This window comes from Brachybacterium vulturis, from assembly GCF_043641765.1.
GTDB classification, from domain to species: Bacteria; Actinomycetota; Actinomycetes; order Actinomycetales; family Dermabacteraceae; genus Brachybacterium; species Brachybacterium vulturis_A.
In genome coordinates this window covers 199,540-215,596 of the sequence record NZ_JBHZRO010000004.1, presented here as the reverse complement: position 1 = coordinate 215,596, position 16,057 = coordinate 199,540, and the positions used below count along the sequence as shown (strand labels likewise).

Genomic DNA, 16,057 nt, shown 5'->3' with positions numbered 1-16,057 from the left:
TCAGTCGTCCGCGGCGGTCCCTCAGCGTGCAGCAGCACGGTGTCCGTGCCGTCCGCCGAAAGGAATTCCGTGGAATCTCTGCTCCCCCTCCTGCTCATCTTCGCCGTGATGATGCTGCCCCTGCTGTGGATGTCCAGCCGTCAGAAGAAGGCGCAGCAGAAGCAGCTCGAGCGCGTGCGCCAGCTCGGGATCGGCGATGAGGTGCGCACCCATTCGGGCTTCTTCGGCCTGATCGTGGAGGCGTACGACGATGTCGTGGTCCTCGAGAGCGAGGACGGCTCGCAGACCAAGTGGGCGCGTCAGGCGATCGCGCAGCAGGTGAACGAGGAAGAGCTGGCGGCGGGCGAGGACGAGGCCTCCGAGGAGGAGCCCTCCTCCCAGGACGCCATCCCCGGCGTGACCATCTCCGAGGACTCCGCCCGCGACGACCACCGTCGCGACCGCGACTGACCACCCGGGGCAATCGCCCCGCTGTGACCTCCCGCGGCACGTCGTCCCGCTGAGACCGTCCGCGGTCGCGCACTCCGCGCATCGACCATCCGCCGTCCTGAGGAACTTCGCATCATGCCCGCACGTCGCATCGCCCTGGCGGCCCTAGCGGTGCTGATCCTGCTGCTGGGCGGCGGGGTCGGTGCCGGCATCTGGAAGGGTGACTGGCACCCAGCACCGAAGCTCGCCCTCGACCTCGAGGGCGGGACCCAGATCATCCTGCAGGCGCAGTCCCGGGACGGCGCCGAGATCGACGACGCCGCCATGGAGCAGGCACGGCAGATCATGAGCCAGCGCATCAACGCGATGGGCGTGGCGGAGACCGAGATCACCGTCCAGGGCGGGACCAACATCGTCATCGACGTGCCCGGTCAGATCGACCAGGAGACCTCGGAGGCCATCCGGCAGACGGCCTCCATGTCATTCCGTCCGGTCCTCGGCGTCGTCGCCCCCGAGGGGGTGGACGAGCCCGCACCCTCCGACGGCGGCGGGAGCTCGGACGGCGGCGGCGAGTCCGCCGACGGCGAGGCATCCGCTCCGGAGGAGACCTCCGCGGCTCCGGTGGATCCGTCACAGCACCTGTTCGACGGGCTGCCCGGCACGGATCCCGCGATGGCTCCGGCCCCGGCCCCGGCGGCCGGCGAGCTTCCCTACCCGGCCTGGTCGTTGGAGTGGCTCACCCCCGAGCTGCAGACCGATCTGATGACGGCGGACTGCGTGGACCCCGGCTCCCAGCAGGAGAAGGTCACCGAGGCGCCGGCCGACGAGCCGGTGGTCGCCTGCGACCCGAACGGCACCGCGAAATACCTGCTGGGCCCCGAAGTCGTCGCCGGCTCGGCGATCGAGGACTCCGGTGTCGCCTCCGACCTCACCCCGACCGGGCAGGCCACCGGCTACTACGTCGTGAACATGAGCTTCTCCGAGGAGGGCTCCCAGGGCTTCGCCGACCTGACCACGGCGCTCTACAACGGGCAGGGCGCCACCGACGCCTTCGGCATCGTGCTGGACGGACTGGTGATCTCCGCCCCGCAGGTGCAGGAGCCCTCCACCGGCGGTGAGGCCTCGATCTCCGGCAACTTCTCGCAGGAGGAGGCGAGCCAGCTCGCCGATCAGCTGCGGTTCGGTGCCCTGCCTCTCGAGTTCGAGGTCGCCTCGGAGCAGCAGGTCTCGGCGACCCTGGGCGCCGACCAGCTCGAGATGGGCCTGATCGCCGGGCTCATCGGCCTGGCACTGGTGGTGCTGTACGCCTTCGCCCAGTACCGCCTGCTCGCGATGGTGACCACGTCGAGCCTGCTGATCATGGGCCTGCTCACCTACGGCACGCTCACCACGCTCTCGAACATCCCGGAGATCGGCTACCGGCTCTCCCTGGCCGGCGTGGTGGGCCTGATCGTGGCGATCGCCTTCACCGCCGACTCCTTCATCGTCTATTTCGAGCGGGTGCGGGACGAGATCCGGGAGGGGCGCGGGATCGTCGCGGCCGTCGACCACGGCTGGGACCGTGCCAAGCGCACCATCCTCGCCTCCGACGCCGTCAACCTCCTCGCCGCAGTGGTGCTGTACGCGCTGTCCACCGGCGGGGTGCGCGGCTTCGCCTTCGTGCTCGGCCTCACCACCCTGATGGACCTGCTGATCGTCTTCCTCTTCACTCACCCGCTGCTGCAGTCGCTGGTGCGCAGCCGGTTCTTCGGCAAGGGGCACCCGTTCAGCGGCCTGGACCCGGCCCGGCTCGGTCGCCAGGTCCCCGCCTACGCCGGCCGCGGGCGGGTGCGCCCGGTCGCGATGCGCGGCGGCGGGGCCGGGGCCGCCCGCGACGAGCCCCGGGAACCGCTCGCCGTGCGGCGCGCACGCCTGGAGCGCGAGGCCGCGGAGCGCGCTGCGGCCGGAGAGGGCCCGGGCCAGGACGGTCCCGCGACGCCCGGTCCCTCTCCAGACAGCCCAGCCGAGGACACCGAGGAGCAGAGCCGATGACCGCGACCTTCGCCCGCTTCGGCAATCAACTGCATGACGGTCGTCGCACCGTCCCGATCATCACCCGGCGCCGCACCTGGTACCTGTTCAGCCTGGTGTTGATCGTGCTGCTGGCGGTGTTCTCCGTGGTGCGGGGACCGAACTTCGGCATCGAGTTCACCGGCGGCTCCGAGTTCCAGGTCGCCGGGGTGGCCGATACCGAGCAGACCTCGGCCCGTGAAGTGGTCCGCGACCACCTGCCGGAGAACGAACCGAAGATCACGGTGCTGGGGCAGGACACCATGCGGGTCCAGACCGAGCACCTGGACTCGGGTGAGACGGCCGCCGTCGCCGCGGATCTCGCCGCGGCCTACGGGGTCTCCACCGATGCCGTCTCGAGCTCCTTCATCGGACCGGTGTGGAGCGGGGACGTCACCCAGAAGATGCTGCGCGGTGTGATCGTGTTCCTGGCGCTGGTCGCCGGGATGATGGCGCTGTACTTCCGCAACGCCAAGTCGTCCCTGGCCGCGATGGGCGCCCTGCTCCACGACATGCTGATCACGGTGGGCGTGTATCTGGTGGTCGGTTTCGAGATCACCCCGGGCACCGTGATCGGTTTCCTCACCGTGATGGGGTACTCGCTCTACGACACCATCGTGGTCTTCGACAAGGTGCGCGAGAACACCGCCGGACTGGTCCGCCAGACCCGCACCACCTATGCCGAGCAGGTGCAGAGGGCCGCCAACCAGACGCTCGTGCGCTCCATCAACACCTCGGCGGTGGCGCTGCTGCCGGTGGGCGCGATCCTGTTCATCGGCGCCTTCCTGCTCGGCGCCGGCACGCTCAAGGACATCTCGCTGGTCCTGTTCATCGGCATCATCGCCGGCACCTACTCCTCGGTCTTCCTGGCTCCGGGACTCCTCGTGGACCTGCGCCGTGGAGACCCCGAGATCTCCGCACACACCGAGAAGGTGCTGCGAGCACGGCACGGGGAGGACGGCGACCAGGCCGCCGCCGACGGTCTCGACGCTCCGGACGCCGCGGACGCCGAGGGCGAGGCCGGGGACGGCCGCGAGGGGGCGTCGGAGACCGACGCCGCGGAGCCGACAGGGTCCGCCGCCGCGGCGCCCCCGCGGCGCCAGCCGCGCCGCACCACGCGTCGACGTCGCACCTTTGAGGGAGGAGGCCGGTGATCGCCGGGGCCCGGTCCGCCGCCCCCGGCGCCATCTCCGGCGCCGCGGAGATCGATGCGCTGCTGGACTCGCACATCGCGGAGCATCCCGATTTCCCGATCCCGGGCGTGCTGTTCCGGGACATCACCCCGCTGCTGCGCGATCCCGTCGCGCTGCGCACCGTGATCCGGCACTGGGTGACCCTGCTCCCCGAGGGCGTCGAGTACATCGTCGGCACCGAGGCGCGCGGTTTCGTGCTCGGAGCTCCGCTGGCGTACGAGATCGGAGCGGGCTTCATCCCGGTGCGCAAGGCCGGGAAGCTCCCCGGTGATCCTGCCGGGCTGACCTATGACCTGGAGTACGGCAGTGCGAGGATCGAGATCCCGCAGGATTCCTTCCCGGCCGGGGCGCGCGTGCTGCTGGTCGACGACCTGCTGGCGACCGGCGGCACCGCAGCGGCGACCCTGGAGCTGACCCGCCGGTTCGACGTCGAGGTGCTCGGCGCCACGTTCCTCATCGAGCTCGCGGCGCTCCGGGGGCGCGATCGTCTCGCGGGCACCGAGCTCTCGACGGTCTGGCGGATCGAGGGCTGATCCCGGCGCGGGGTGCGGCGCACCACTCGGAGCGGCGTCCGGTTCAGTGGTGACCCGCGCGTAGACTGGTCCTCTCAGCCAGGAGGTGTGCATGCCGCAAGAGCCAGCATCCCCGCCCCCGAGGGCCTCCGTGCCGACGGGCGGCGAGCGCAGTGCGTCCGGAGCGTCGGATGTCTCGTTGCCGCGGTCCCCGTCGCCGCCCTCCCGCCGGAGCCGTTCGCGGCTGTCATTCTTCTCCTCACGCGCGGGCGCCCCCGTCGACCCGCTGCTGGCTCCGCTGCTGGAGACCATCATGGCGGTCAGCCCGAAGGAGAACCCTGACCTCGTCCGTCGCGCGTACACCGTGGCGGAGCAGGCCCATCGGGGACAGACGCGCAAGAGCGGCGACCCCTACATCACCCATCCGGTGTCGGTCGCCATGATCCTCGCGGAGCTGGGCTCCCCGGCCGAGGTGGTCGCCGCCGCACTCCTGCACGACACGGTCGAGGACACCGACTACTCCCTGGAGCGGCTGCGCAGCGAGTTCGGCGAGGTGATCGCCGTGCTGGTGGACGGCGTGACGAAGCTCGACAAGGTCACCTACGGCGAGGCCGCACAGGCGGAGACGGTCCGCAAGATGATCGTGGCGATGAGCCGCGACGTGCGGGTGCTGCTGATCAAGCTCGCCGACCGGCTGCACAACGCGCGCACCTGGAAGTACGTCCCGGCCGCCTCCGCGGAGCGGAAGGCGAAGGAGACCCTCGAGATCTACGCGCCGCTGGCGCACCGGCTGGGCCTGAACACCATGAAGTGGGAGCTCGAGGACCGCTCGTTCCAGGTGCTGTACCCGAAGGTCTACGAAGAGATCGTCTCCCTGGTCGCACAGCACGCCCCGGCTCGGGAGCAGTACCTCACCTCCGTCTCCACCCAGATCAATGAGGACCTGCGGAAGGCGAAGATCAAGGCCGAGGTCACCGGTCGCCCCAAGCACTACTACTCGATCTACCAGAAGATGATCGTGCGCGGCCGGGACTTCTCCGACATCTACGACCTGGTCGGGGTGCGTGTGCTGGTGGACTCCGTCCGCGACTGCTACGGCGTGCTCGGCACCCTGCACGCACGCTGGTCGCCGGTCCAGGGACGGTTCAAGGACTACATCGCGCTGCCGAAGTTCAATCTCTACCAGTCGCTGCACACCACGGTGATCGGCCCCACCGGCAAGCCGGTGGAGATCCAGATCCGCACCCGGGAGATGCACCGGCGGGCGGAGTACGGCGTCGCGGCGCACTGGAAGTACAAGGCGATGGCCGGCAGCCCGGGGGGCGGGGACACCGCCACGGGCAGCAACGACGCGGCCTGGCTCCGCCAGCTCATGGACTGGCAGAAGGAGACCACGGATTCGGGGGAGTTCCTGGACTCGCTGCGCTTCGAGATCAACACGCAGGAGGTGTACGTCTTCACCCCGAAGGGGGACGTGCTGTCACTCCCGCAGGGAGCCACGCCGGTCGACTTCGCCTACTCCGTGCACACCGAAGTGGGGCACCGCACCATCGGAGCGCGGGTCAACGGCCGCCTGGTCTCTCTCGAGTCGCCGCTGTCGACGGGGGACGTGGTCGAGGTCTTCACCTCGAAGTCCCCCGACGCAGGCCCCAGCAGGGACTGGCTGGGCTTCGTGAAGTCGCCGCGCGCACGCAGCAAGATCCGGCACTGGTTCTCGAAGGAGCGCCGGGGGGAGGCTCTCGAGAAGGGCAAGGACGAGCTCGCCAAGGCGCTGCGTCGGCAGGATCTGCCCATGCGCCGGTTGTTGACCCATGACACCCTCGCCACCGCCGCCGACGACCTGAACCTCCCCTCGGTCGATGCGCTGTACACCTCGATCGGCGAGGGCCACACCGGGGCGCAGCACGTGGTCGAGAAGCTGCGGGCCTCGTTCGGCGGCAGCATCGGCGCCGAGGAGGACGTGGCCGAGATCACCATGCCGTCCCGGGTGCGGTCCCGGGCCGGACGCGAGGAGCGCCGTGCCTCGGAGACCGACCAGGGCGTCATCGTCGATGGTCATGCCGATCTGTGGGTCAAGCTCGCCAAATGCTGCGCACCGGTGCCGGGGGACCCCATCGTCGGCTTCATCACGCGCGGTTCGGGCATCTCGGTGCACCATGAGACCTGCACCAACGCCATCCAGCTGCAGGAGCAGCAGCCCGATCGCATGGTCGAGGTCTCCTGGTCCGGTCGTCACAGCGCCGCGTATCTCGTGCATATCAAGATCGAGGCGCTGGACCGTCCGCGTCTGCTCACCGACATCGCCCTGGTGATCTCCGAGCAGCAGGTGAATCTGCACTCCGCCTCCGCGCAGTCCAACAGTGATCGGCTCGCCACCAGCTTCTTCTCCTTCGAGCTGGCCGATCCCTCGCATCTGCAGTCCGTGCTCGCGCATGTACGGCGGATCGAGGGCGTCTACGACGTGTACCGGGTCACGGCCGACGGCAAGCCCGTGGGCGCGGGGGCCCCGCTCTCGCCCCGCTGACCACCCAGCACCACCTCCCATCTCTCCCGAGCAGACTGCACCCCGGGATGGCGATGCATCCGGTGCAGGCGCCGACGGACCTCGTCCACCTCGACGTGGCCGCTGTCGACCAGCCCCGTCAGCAGGGGAGTGGCCACCGCTGCCGGGGTGAACCTCAGCAGGTCCATCGCCGTCCGCACCGGGATGGTGATCGGCGTGCCCCCGATCGTCTCGACCTCGTCGGGCCGCAGCCGTGCGGTGCGCAGCACGACCCCGGCGATCTCGCCCCGATGCGCGGGGGAGAGCAGCTCCGCCGGGGCCGGAGGCACTCCGCCCAGCAGCACCCAGGCCGCGGAGGGTCCGGCGATCACATGATGCGACTGCAGCCGGGCACCGAGCGCGCAGCCGAGGGCGAGCGCCCGTCGGACGGCGCTCTGCAGCACATCGGGCGGTACATACCGTCCGGGGAGCAGACGCGTGAGATAGCCCTCGGCCACCAGGACCAGCGTGGGCGGGGTCTCCTCCCAGTGCTGGAGGGCCGCGCCGATGGGGACCGCGAGCTCCGCTGCGTGACGGGACCAGGCCGCGCACAGCCCGATCGAGGTCGGCGGTTCCGGGCCGTCCCCGTCCCGGTCCGGGACCGTTGGCCCGATTCGGGATGGCGGCCCGGGCCGGGCGGGGGCGAGGAGCGGTTGCATGCTCCGACTGTGTCCCGGCGGCGTCCCGAGAGCAACGCCCCCGCCTGTCGCTGTGGACAGACGGGGGCGGTGGAGGAACGGTCTGCGGCCGGGGAGGTCCGCGCGGCGAACCGGTCAGCCGAGATCGCGCGCTGAGCGCTCGATCACCGCGAGCCACTCCTTGCGCGCTTCGAGCGCGGCCTCGGCCTCGGCGATCTTCGCCGGATCGCCCCCGGCCACGGCCTTGTCCAATGCGTCCTGGTACGAGGCGATCGCGGAATGCAGCTGCGAGGAGGCGCCCTCGACCCGCGCCTTGGTGCGCGGATCGGTGCGCCGCCACTCGTCCTGCTCGGCATTCTTCACCGCCCGCTCGACCGCGCGGAGCCGGTCATCGATCCGGCGCATGTCGCCGCGAGGGACCTTGCCCGCCTCCTCCCAGCGATCCTGCACCGAGCGCAGGGCCTGCTTCGCCTTCTCCAGATCCTTCGCAGGATCGATCGACTCGGCCTCGGACAGCAGCTTCTCCTTGACCGCGAGATTCTCGCGCTGCTCGGCCTCGGTCTCGTGGAGGTCGGCGTTGCGGGCCTGGAAGAAGGTGTCCTGGGCGGCCTTGAACCGCTTCCACTGCGCGTCATCCTTCTTGCGCCTGCCGCGCGGAGCGTGTCGCCACTCGTCCATCAGGTCCTTGTACGCCCGCACGGTGGGTCCCCAGTCGGTGGACTCCTGCATCGACTCGGCCCGGACGATCAGCTGCTCCTTGACCTCTGCGGCCTCGGCGTGCTTGGCATCCAGCTGGGAGAAGAACTGCTTGCGCATCCGATCGAAGGTCGCGCGGGCCGCGGAGAGCCGCTTCCACAGCGCCTCCTCGGTGGGGCGGTCCAGGGAGACGTCCGCGGTCTGCATCTGCTTCCAGGTGGGGACCATCTGACGCATGGTCTCGCCGGCGTTCTTCCACGAGATCTGCTCCGGATCGGTGGCCACCAGTGCTTCGATGGACTCCACGAACTCCGTGCGCCGAGCGATCGCCTCCTCACGACCCTCGGCCCGCTTGGCCTCGAGGTCGCGGATCTTCGCCTTGGCCAGCTCCCGCAGCTCGTTCGCGCGCTCCCGCAGAGCCGGGATGTCCCCCACGACCTGCGGCTCCTTCATGTTCTTGCGCAGGTTCTCCAGCAGTCGGTTCAGCTCGTTCTGGGTGTGCTCGGGGGCGTTGAGCGTGGTCTGCGTGAGATCGAGGAAGGCGACCAGATCGAGGTAGCCGCGGGCGAAGGGCTCCAGCGCCGCGTCACGGTCGCTCTCGGTGGTCGAGCCGATGGTCCGCACCTGGGTGCCGTCCTGGACCGTGACCGTGCCGTCCTCGGCGACCGTGCCGAAGGCCGCGGCGGCGGCGATCTGCTCCGGGTCGTATTCCGTGACCGGCGGTGCGACCGGGAGCAGAGCGGCGCTCGGCTTCTTCGCAGCCAGGGCGGCGGGGGTCGGGGCGGCGGACCGGGGACCGTGTGCCCCGGGCTTGGGAGCGGTCGGCACCGGGGCCGGCCGGTCCGTCGCGGGCTGTGCCGGGGTCTCCGGAGAGGTCGTCGGCCCCGCTGCGTCCGCCGACTCGGCGTCCCGCTCGGACGCGGCGGGCAGTGCCGCGGTGTCGGGCAGCTCCGCCGGCTCGGGCTGCTCGATCGCAGTGGGCTGTTCCACCGCGGCGGGCTCGGTGCTGTGGGCCGGGGTCGCGGTGTCGGCGTCCACCGGGGAGGAGGCGGGGAGGGGGGTCTCGGACTCGCTCACGATTGAGCTCCTTCGAAAGGATCCGCTGCGGGGCGGGACACTGCCGCCGGGATCGGCGGTCGGGCGGGCAGGAGGCCGACCCATCGCGGGGGCGGACCACCTCACGGAACTCTACAGCGACACGCGCATGCGCGAGGACGCGCACCGCTGTCGGGCCCCGCCCCGCACCGTCAGGGATAATGGGGCTCGGCATTCAGCCCATGACCGAGAAGGAAGTGCACCGCATGGCGAAGATCGCCGCCCTGTCAGGATTCCCGGAGTGGCTCCCCGCGGAGCGCCTCGTCGAACAGCACGTGATCGACGTGTTCCGCGAGGTGGCCGAGCTGCACGGCTTCTCGGGGATCGAGACGCGCGCCGTCGAGCCGCTCGAACAGCTGCTGCGCAAAGGAGAGATCGACAAGGAGGTGTACGTCCTGCGCCGCCTCCATGCCGAGGAGGAGGGCGCGGACCCCGCCCGGGAGGATCGCTCGCGCACCCTGGGGCTGCACTTCGACCTCACGGTGCCGCTGGCGCGCTACGTGCTCGAGCACCAGAACTCTCTGGCCTTCCCGCTGCGACGCTTCCAGATCCAGAAGGTCTGGCGCGGCGAGCGCCCCCAGGACGGCCGCTTCCGCGAGTTCTACCAGGCGGACCTGGACGTCATCGGTCAGGACACCCTTCCGGGCCACATCGAGGCCGAGGTCGCCGTGGTGATGGCAGAGATCCTCCACCGACTGCCGATGCCACGATTCACGATCCACGCCAACACTCGCCGGCTCTCCGAGGGGTTCTTCCGGTCCATCGGTCTGGAGGACCAGTCCGCGGTGCTGCGCAGCCTGGACAAGCTGCCGAAGGTGGGCGCCGACACAGTGCGGGAGCTGCTCCTGACCGAATCCGGGGCGAGCCCGGAGCAGGCACAGGCCTGCCTCGACTTCGCCTCGATCCGCACCGGGGATGCGTCCTTCGCGCAGCAGGTGCGCGATCTCGGCGGCAGCGGCGAGATGGTCGAGCAGGGCATCGCCGAGCTGACTGCGGTCATCGAGCGCGTCGAGGCGGCCGTGCCGGGCGTGATCATGGCTGATCTCTCCATCGCCCGCGGCCTGGACTACTACACCGGCACCGTGTTCGAGACCTTCGTGACCGGGCACGAATCGCTCGGCTCGATCTGCTCCGGCGGCCGCTATGACGCTCTGGCCGCCGACAACCGCCACACCTATCCCGGCGTCGGGTTGTCGATCGGCCTGTCGCGGCTGATCTCCCGCCTGCTCTCGGCGGGCCTGGCCACGGCCAGCCGTTCCGTGCCCACCTGCGTGCTGGTCTCCGTCACGGGCGAGCAGCACCGCCACCTCAGCGACGCCGCCGCCCGGGCGCTGCGCGGTCGGGGCATCCCCTGCGAGGTCGCCCCGAGCGCCGCCAAGTTCGGCAAGCAGATCCGCTATGCGGATCGTCGGGGGATCCCGTTCATCTGGTTTCCGGGGGTCGATGGGGCCGCCGACCAGGTCAAGGACATCCGCAGCGGCGAGCAGTCCGATGCCGACGCCGCGGCCTGGGAGCCGCCGGCCCAGGACCGGAGCGTGCGGATCCTCGCCGCCGACGAGGGGCAGTCCGCCGCGCAGGCTTGAGGATCCCGGAGCGATGAGCTGAGTCACACCGCGGCATCACGGGAATGTTCCCGGGTGCCGCGGCGTTCGACCGGTCATGGCTACGCATACCCTGACCACCGAGAACCACGACAAGACCGTCGAGGACGGCATTGTCCTGATCGACTTCTGGGCGGGCTGGTGCGTGCCGTGCCAGCGCTTCGCTCCCATCTTCGAGGAGTCCTCCGAGACCCACGAGGACGTCACCTTCGCCAAGGTCGACACCGAGGACCAGCAGGAGCTGGCGATGCGCTACGGCGTGACCTCGATCCCCACCCTGGTCGCCTACCGCGAGGGCATCCCGGTGTTCTCCCAGGCCGGTGCCCTCCCGCAGTCCGCGCTCGAGGACCTCATCGGCCAGGTGAAGAACCTGGACATGGACGAGGTCCGCAAGGCCTACGCCGAGGCGCAGGAGCAGCAGCAGGGCTGATCGACGTGCTGTGAGCCTGCGAACGGCAGGAGAGCTGCCGAGGCAGCAGGGCTGACCCCCACCGCACCACGTGCAGCGCCCCCGTCACCGGACTCCGGTGACGGGGGCGCTCCTCGTCCGGCAGGCGCGGGGTGCTCAGCCCTCGCTGCGACGGAAGGGGCGACGCTTCGAGTCGAAGCGGCCACCGCGGTCGTCGTGGTGGGGACGGTCATGGCGGCGGAACGGGCGGTCGCCGTCCCGCCGCGGGCCCTTGCCGCCGCGCGGACCCTGATCGGGGCCGATCCGCAGCTCGCGGCCGCCGACCTTGGCCCGGGAGATCCGCTCCATCTGCTCGGAGGACAGCGCACCGCGGATCTGGACCAGGGCGAAGTTGGGGAAGATCTGGATCTTGCCGATGTCCTTGCCGTGCAGTCCGCCCTCGCCGGTGATCGCACCGACGATGCCCGGCGGCCGGGCGCCGTGGGTGTGGCCCACCCCGACCTTGTACGAGGTGAAGCCGCGCTCGGTGCTCGGGGCGTCGCCGCGCGGGCCGCGCTCCACCTGCCGGTCGTCTCCGGACAGCTTCGCGGTGAACTCCTGCTCTTCGGAGGCGGATCCCGGGCCGTCATCGCCGACGGACATCGCGCCGAGGGCGGCGGCGAGCTCGAGGGGATCGAGGCCGTGCTCGGTGACGAACTCGCCGATCAGCTCGCGGTACATCTCCAGGCGGCCGCGCTCGATGCGCTCGGGGAGCTTGGTCAGCTGCGCGGCCAGACGATGCTTGGACACGTCGCGCGGGGAGGGGATGTCCGCCTCGGCGAGGGTCTGCTTGGTGGCCCGCTCGATGTTCTTCAGCGCCCGACGCTCGTGGGGACCGATGAAGGTCAGCGCCTCCCCGGAGCGCCCGGCGCGGCCGGTCCGCCCGATGCGGTGCACGTAGGACTCCGCCTCCTTGGGCACATCGAAGTTCACGACCAGACCGATCCGCTCGACGTCCAGGCCGCGGGCCGCGACATCGGTGGCGACCAGCACCTGCAGCGAACCGTCGCGCAGGCGCTCGACGATCTTCTCCCGCTCCTTCTGGGGCACATCGCCGCTGATCGATGCGGCGATCAGGCCTCGCGAGAGCAGGGCGGTGCCGACCTCCTCGGCGGCGGCGCGGGTGCGCACGAACACGATCGCGGCCTCCGCCGGAGAGGTCTGCAGCACGCGGGCCAGGGCGCCGGTCCGATGCCGGAACGGCACCACGGCGTAGGTCTGGGTCACGCTCTTGACGGTCGAGGACTGCGGGCTCACGCTCACCCGCACCGGGTCCTTCATGTGCGTCTGGGCGACCCGCTGGATGGCCGAGGGCATGGTGGCGGAGAACAGCGCCACCTGACGGCTGGCGGGGGAGTGGGAGAGGATCTCCTCGACGTCCTCCGCGAAGCCCATCCGCAGCATCTCGTCGGCCTCGTCCAGGACCGCGAAGCGGATGGTGTCCAGGCGCAGGTTCGTGCGGCGCATGTGGTCCATCACACGGCCGGGGGTGCCGACGACGACCTGGGCGCCGCGGGCGAGGGCCCGCTCCTGCGGACCGTACGGGGACCCGCCGTAGAGAGCGACCACGTCGAGCCCGCCGATGGAGGTGGCGAAGGAGGCGATGGCGTCGGCCACCTGCATCGCCAGCTCACGCGTCGGGGCGAGCACGAGGGCCTGCACCTCACGGCGCGAGGGATCGATCGCGGCCAGCAGCGGCAGGCCGAAGGCGGCGGTCTTGCCGGTGCCGGTCTGGGCGACGCCGATCACGTCGCGGCCCTCCAGCAGCGGCGGGATGGCCTGGGCCTGGATGGCCGAGGGGGTGGTGAAGCCGAGCTCATCCACCGCGCGGCGCAGGGGAGTCGGCAGTGCGATGTCGTCGAAGCTGGGGCCGGCAGGGGCCTCCGGCTCGACCGGCGCGGCCTCTGACTGCGCGGTCTCTGACGGCGCGGTCGTCTCGGGCTGCTCGGGGGCGGCGGAGTCGGGGGCAGGGGAAACGTCGGTCATGGTGTCCTTCGACAGTCAGGGGGTGAACAAGCCCTAACGTGTCGCAGGGCGTGAGTGCCCGGTCAACGGGCGTGGGCGCCCATACATCTCGCGCAACGAGGATCGTGCGGTGGCACGATGCGGCTCGGGCGATCTCGGGCGAAAACAGACCTGCACTCTCGCAGGTCGGACCGTGGTCGATTCTACGGGCGGGATGGCCCGAGCAACAGTGCCGCGGTGGCGAGATCGCTCACCCTGCGCGGTAAGGTGGCCACTCACGCCGTCGCGCGTGCTGGCCGCCGAGCGCTCAGGCTCTCGGGCGAGCCATGACCTGTCGACCCCATCAGAAGGACACCTCGTGCTGCGCACCCATACCGCCGGTGAGCTCCGCCAGGAGCACATCGGACAGACCGTCACCCTCACCGGCTGGATCGGCCGTCGCCGTGACCACGGCGGCGTGACGTTCCTCGATCTGCGCGACGCGAGCGGCGTCACCCAGGTGGTGGTGCGCGAGGACGAGGCGATGCACCTGCGCAACGAGTACGTGCTGCAGGTCATCGGCAGCGTCGGCCGTCGCCCCGAGGGCAACGAGAACCCGCAGCTGCCCACCGGCGACATCGAGGTCACCGCGAGCGAGGTCGAGGTGCTCAGCGTCTCCGCGCCGCTGCCCTTCCAGCTCGACGAGCACACCGACGTGGGGGAGGAGGCGCGCCTGCGCTACCGCTACCTGGACCTGCGCCGGCAGGGCCCGGCAGCCGCGATGCGTCTGCGCTCCGAGGTCAACCGCGCAGCCCGCGACACCCTGCTGGACCAGGATTTCGTCGAGGTCGAGACCCCGACGCTGACCCGGTCCACCCCCGAGGGCGCCCGGGACTTCCTGGTCCCGGCACGCCTGTCCCCCGGCTCCTGGTACGCGCTGCCGCAGTCCCCGCAGCTCTTCAAGCAGCTGCTGATGGTGGGCGGCATCGAGAAGTACTTCCAACTCGCCCGCTGCTACCGCGACGAGGACTTCCGCGCCGACCGCCAGCCCGAGTTCACCCAGCTCGACGTCGAGATGAGCTTCGTGGACCAGGAGGACATCCTCTCCCTGGCCGAGCAGATCCTCACCGCCGTGTGGGCCCAGGGCGGTCACCGGATCACCACTCCCTTCCCGCGCCTCACCTACGCCGAGTCGATGCGCCGTTTCGGCTCCGACAAGCCGGATCTGCGCTTCGACCTCGAACTGGTCGAGATGACCGAGTACTTCCAGGACACCCCGTTCCGGGTGTTCCAGGCCCCGTACGTGGGCGCGGTCGTCATGGCGGGAGGCGCGTCCCAGCCCCGTCGCCAGCTCGACGCCTGGCAGGACTGGGCCAAGCAGCGCGGCGCGAAGGGCCTGGCGTACGTGCTGGTGCAGGAGGACGGCACCCTCACCGGACCGGTCTCCAAGAACATCTCCGAGACCGAGAAGGCCGGCCTGCTCGCGGCGACCGGTGCCTCCACCGGCGACTGCATCTTCTTCGCCGCCGGTGAGGTGAAGGCCTCGCGCGCCCTGCTCGGCGCGGCCCGCGGGGAGATCGCCGAGCGGCTCGGACTGATCGATCAGGAGGCATTCGCCTTCGTCTGGGTCGTCGACGCACCGATGTTCGAGCCGGCGGCCGATGCCCGTGCCGCCGGCGACGTGGCCGTGGGCGGTGGTGCCTGGACCGCCGTGCATCATGCCTTCACCTCGCCGAAGCCCGAGTTCATGGACACCTTCGACACCGATCCCGGCGCGGCGCTGTCCTACGCCTACGACATCGTGTGCAACGGCAACGAGATCGGCGGCGGCTCGATCCGTATCCATGACCAGTCCGTGCAGCAGCGGGTGTTCCGCCTGATGGGCATCGGCGAGGAGGAGGCGCAGGAGAAGTTCGGCTTCCTGCTGGATGCCTTCCAGTACGGGGCACCGCCGCACGGCGGCATCGCCTTCGGCTGGGACCGGATCGTGGCCCTGCTCGCCGGGGAGGACTCGATCCGTGAGGTCATCGCCTTCCCCAAGACCGGCAACGGCTTCGACCCGCTGACCGCCGCTCCGGCGGCGATCACCCCGCAGCAGCGCAAGGAGGCCGGGGTCGACACCACGCCTGCTCCGCGCGGGCAGCAGGCGGAATCTGCCTCCGCCGACACCGCCCCGAACCGAGCAGCGGGGGCCTGAACCGGGCTCTGCGCACAGAGCAACGGCCGACGCGGAGCTTCGCGTCGGCCGTTCTCGTGTCGATGGCGGGGCCGCACCCGAGCGGCGGTGCCGGGGCAGAGGTGCGGAGTCGGGTCAGCGAGGCGCCTGGCCGTGCTTGATCTGCGCGCGGGGCAGACGGAAGCGACGAATCTGGATCGCTCGCATGATGCCGTAGCCCACCAGACCGCGCGGGACCTCGCCGAAGCGCTCGGTGACCTGGCGCCGGATCCGCTTGCGCAGGAACAGGCTGTCGACCACGCACACGGCGATCCCACCCCACAGCACGATGATCATGCCGGTGCTCAACGACGTGGTGAGCTCCGGGCGGATCAGGGGCAGGACGAGCGAGATGACCATGAACACCAGCGCGACCGGGAAGAAGAGCTCCGCGATGTTCCAGCGGGAGTCGACCACGTCCCGCACAAAGCTGCGCTCAGGGCCTCGGTGCTGAGGCGGCATCTTCTTCTCATCGCCGCTCATCAGGGCCTGCTGGGACTCCTGCCGTTCGCGGCTGGCCCGCTCCCGGTCCCGGCGACGTGCCTCCTTGCGGTCATCGACCACCAGGGGCCGGCGGCGAGCCGCCTCGGCCTCCTTGCGGGTACGGGTGGGACGTCCCTTGGAACCGGGGCGCGCGGACTGCGGCTCGGGCTCGGGGCTCGGCGGGGGTGCGGACTTGCGGAAGATCACCGCAG

Annotated in this window: 12 protein-coding genes; 8 read left to right on the top strand and 4 right to left on the bottom strand. The window is 70.6% G+C overall.

Translation table 11 applies throughout. The features are described 5' to 3' along the window. Window positions 1-69 precede the first annotated feature (69 nt). The 5 genes from yajC to ACHUEU_RS04810 all read left to right on the top strand — a co-directional run bounded on the left by yajC (window position 70) and on the right by ACHUEU_RS04810 (window position 6,707). Window positions 70-450 carry a preprotein translocase subunit YajC gene (gene yajC / locus ACHUEU_RS04830; protein WP_394214765.1) on the top strand — a complete coding sequence of 127 codons (381 nt, stop codon included), beginning with the start codon at window positions 70-72 and terminating at the stop codon, window positions 448-450. Between the two features lie 114 nt (window positions 451-564). Further along, the gene (secD, locus tag ACHUEU_RS04825) at window positions 565-2,460 is read left to right on the top strand and encodes a protein translocase subunit SecD (protein WP_394214764.1); all 1,896 of its coding nucleotides are present in this window, start codon (window positions 565-567) and stop codon (window positions 2,458-2,460) included. Beyond that, a complete protein-coding gene (gene secF, locus ACHUEU_RS04820; protein WP_394214763.1) occupies window positions 2,457-3,632 on the top strand; it encodes a protein translocase subunit SecF in 1,176 nt (391 codons plus the stop codon). Before secD ends, secF begins: the two co-directional genes overlap by 4 nt. Then, the gene (locus tag ACHUEU_RS04815; RefSeq protein ID WP_394214798.1) at window positions 3,632-4,204 is read left to right on the top strand and encodes an adenine phosphoribosyltransferase; all 573 of its coding nucleotides are present in this window, start codon (window positions 3,632-3,634) and stop codon (window positions 4,202-4,204) included. The genes secF and ACHUEU_RS04815 overlap by 1 nt, the downstream gene beginning before the upstream one ends. A gap of 91 nt (window positions 4,205-4,295) precedes the next feature. Further along, the gene (locus tag ACHUEU_RS04810; protein WP_394214762.1) at window positions 4,296-6,707 is read left to right on the top strand and encodes a RelA/SpoT family protein; all 2,412 of its coding nucleotides are present in this window, start codon (window positions 4,296-4,298) and stop codon (window positions 6,705-6,707) included. Here the strand turns inward: ACHUEU_RS04810 and ACHUEU_RS04805 are convergent. Both ACHUEU_RS04805 and ACHUEU_RS04800 read right to left on the bottom strand, forming a co-directional pair. Next, entirely contained in the window at window positions 6,638-7,384 is a 747-nt protein-coding gene (locus tag ACHUEU_RS04805; RefSeq protein WP_394214761.1) for a hypothetical protein, read from the bottom strand. The genes ACHUEU_RS04810 and ACHUEU_RS04805 overlap by 70 nt on opposite strands. A gap of 114 nt (window positions 7,385-7,498) precedes the next feature. Then, entirely contained in the window at window positions 7,499-9,136 is a 1,638-nt protein-coding gene (locus ACHUEU_RS04800) for a DUF349 domain-containing protein (RefSeq protein ID WP_394214760.1), read from the bottom strand. Between the two features lie 224 nt (window positions 9,137-9,360). Here ACHUEU_RS04800 and hisS point away from each other — a divergent pair, with 224 nt between their 5' ends. Together hisS and trxA are read left to right on the top strand one after the other, a co-directional pair. Beyond that, complete coding sequence (gene hisS / locus ACHUEU_RS04795; protein ID WP_394214797.1) at window positions 9,361-10,737, top strand: histidine--tRNA ligase; 1,377 nt, start codon at window positions 9,361-9,363, stop codon at window positions 10,735-10,737. A 76-nt stretch (window positions 10,738-10,813) separates the two neighbouring features. Then, window positions 10,814-11,185, top strand: coding sequence for a thioredoxin (trxA, locus tag ACHUEU_RS04790; RefSeq protein WP_394214759.1), 372 nt, complete (start codon window positions 10,814-10,816; stop codon window positions 11,183-11,185). Between the two features lie 135 nt (window positions 11,186-11,320). On the opposite strand, the gene ACHUEU_RS04785 is transcribed toward trxA, so the two are convergent. After that, window positions 11,321-13,189 carry a DEAD/DEAH box helicase gene (locus ACHUEU_RS04785; RefSeq protein WP_394214758.1) on the bottom strand — a complete coding sequence of 623 codons (1,869 nt, stop codon included), beginning with the start codon at window positions 13,187-13,189 and terminating at the stop codon, window positions 11,321-11,323. Between the two features lie 337 nt (window positions 13,190-13,526). On the opposite strand from ACHUEU_RS04785, the gene aspS reads away from it, so the two are divergent. After that, window positions 13,527-15,344, top strand: a complete 1,818-nt coding sequence (gene aspS / locus ACHUEU_RS04780) for an aspartate--tRNA ligase (RefSeq protein WP_394214757.1) — start codon at window positions 13,527-13,529, stop codon at window positions 15,342-15,344. A 114-nt stretch (window positions 15,345-15,458) separates the two neighbouring features. Here the strand turns inward: aspS and ACHUEU_RS04775 are convergent, their stop codons facing one another. Further along, window positions 15,459-16,052, bottom strand: a complete 594-nt coding sequence (locus ACHUEU_RS04775) for a DUF3043 domain-containing protein (RefSeq protein ID WP_394214756.1) — start codon at window positions 16,050-16,052, stop codon at window positions 15,459-15,461. Between the last annotated feature and the right edge of the window lie 5 nt (window positions 16,053-16,057).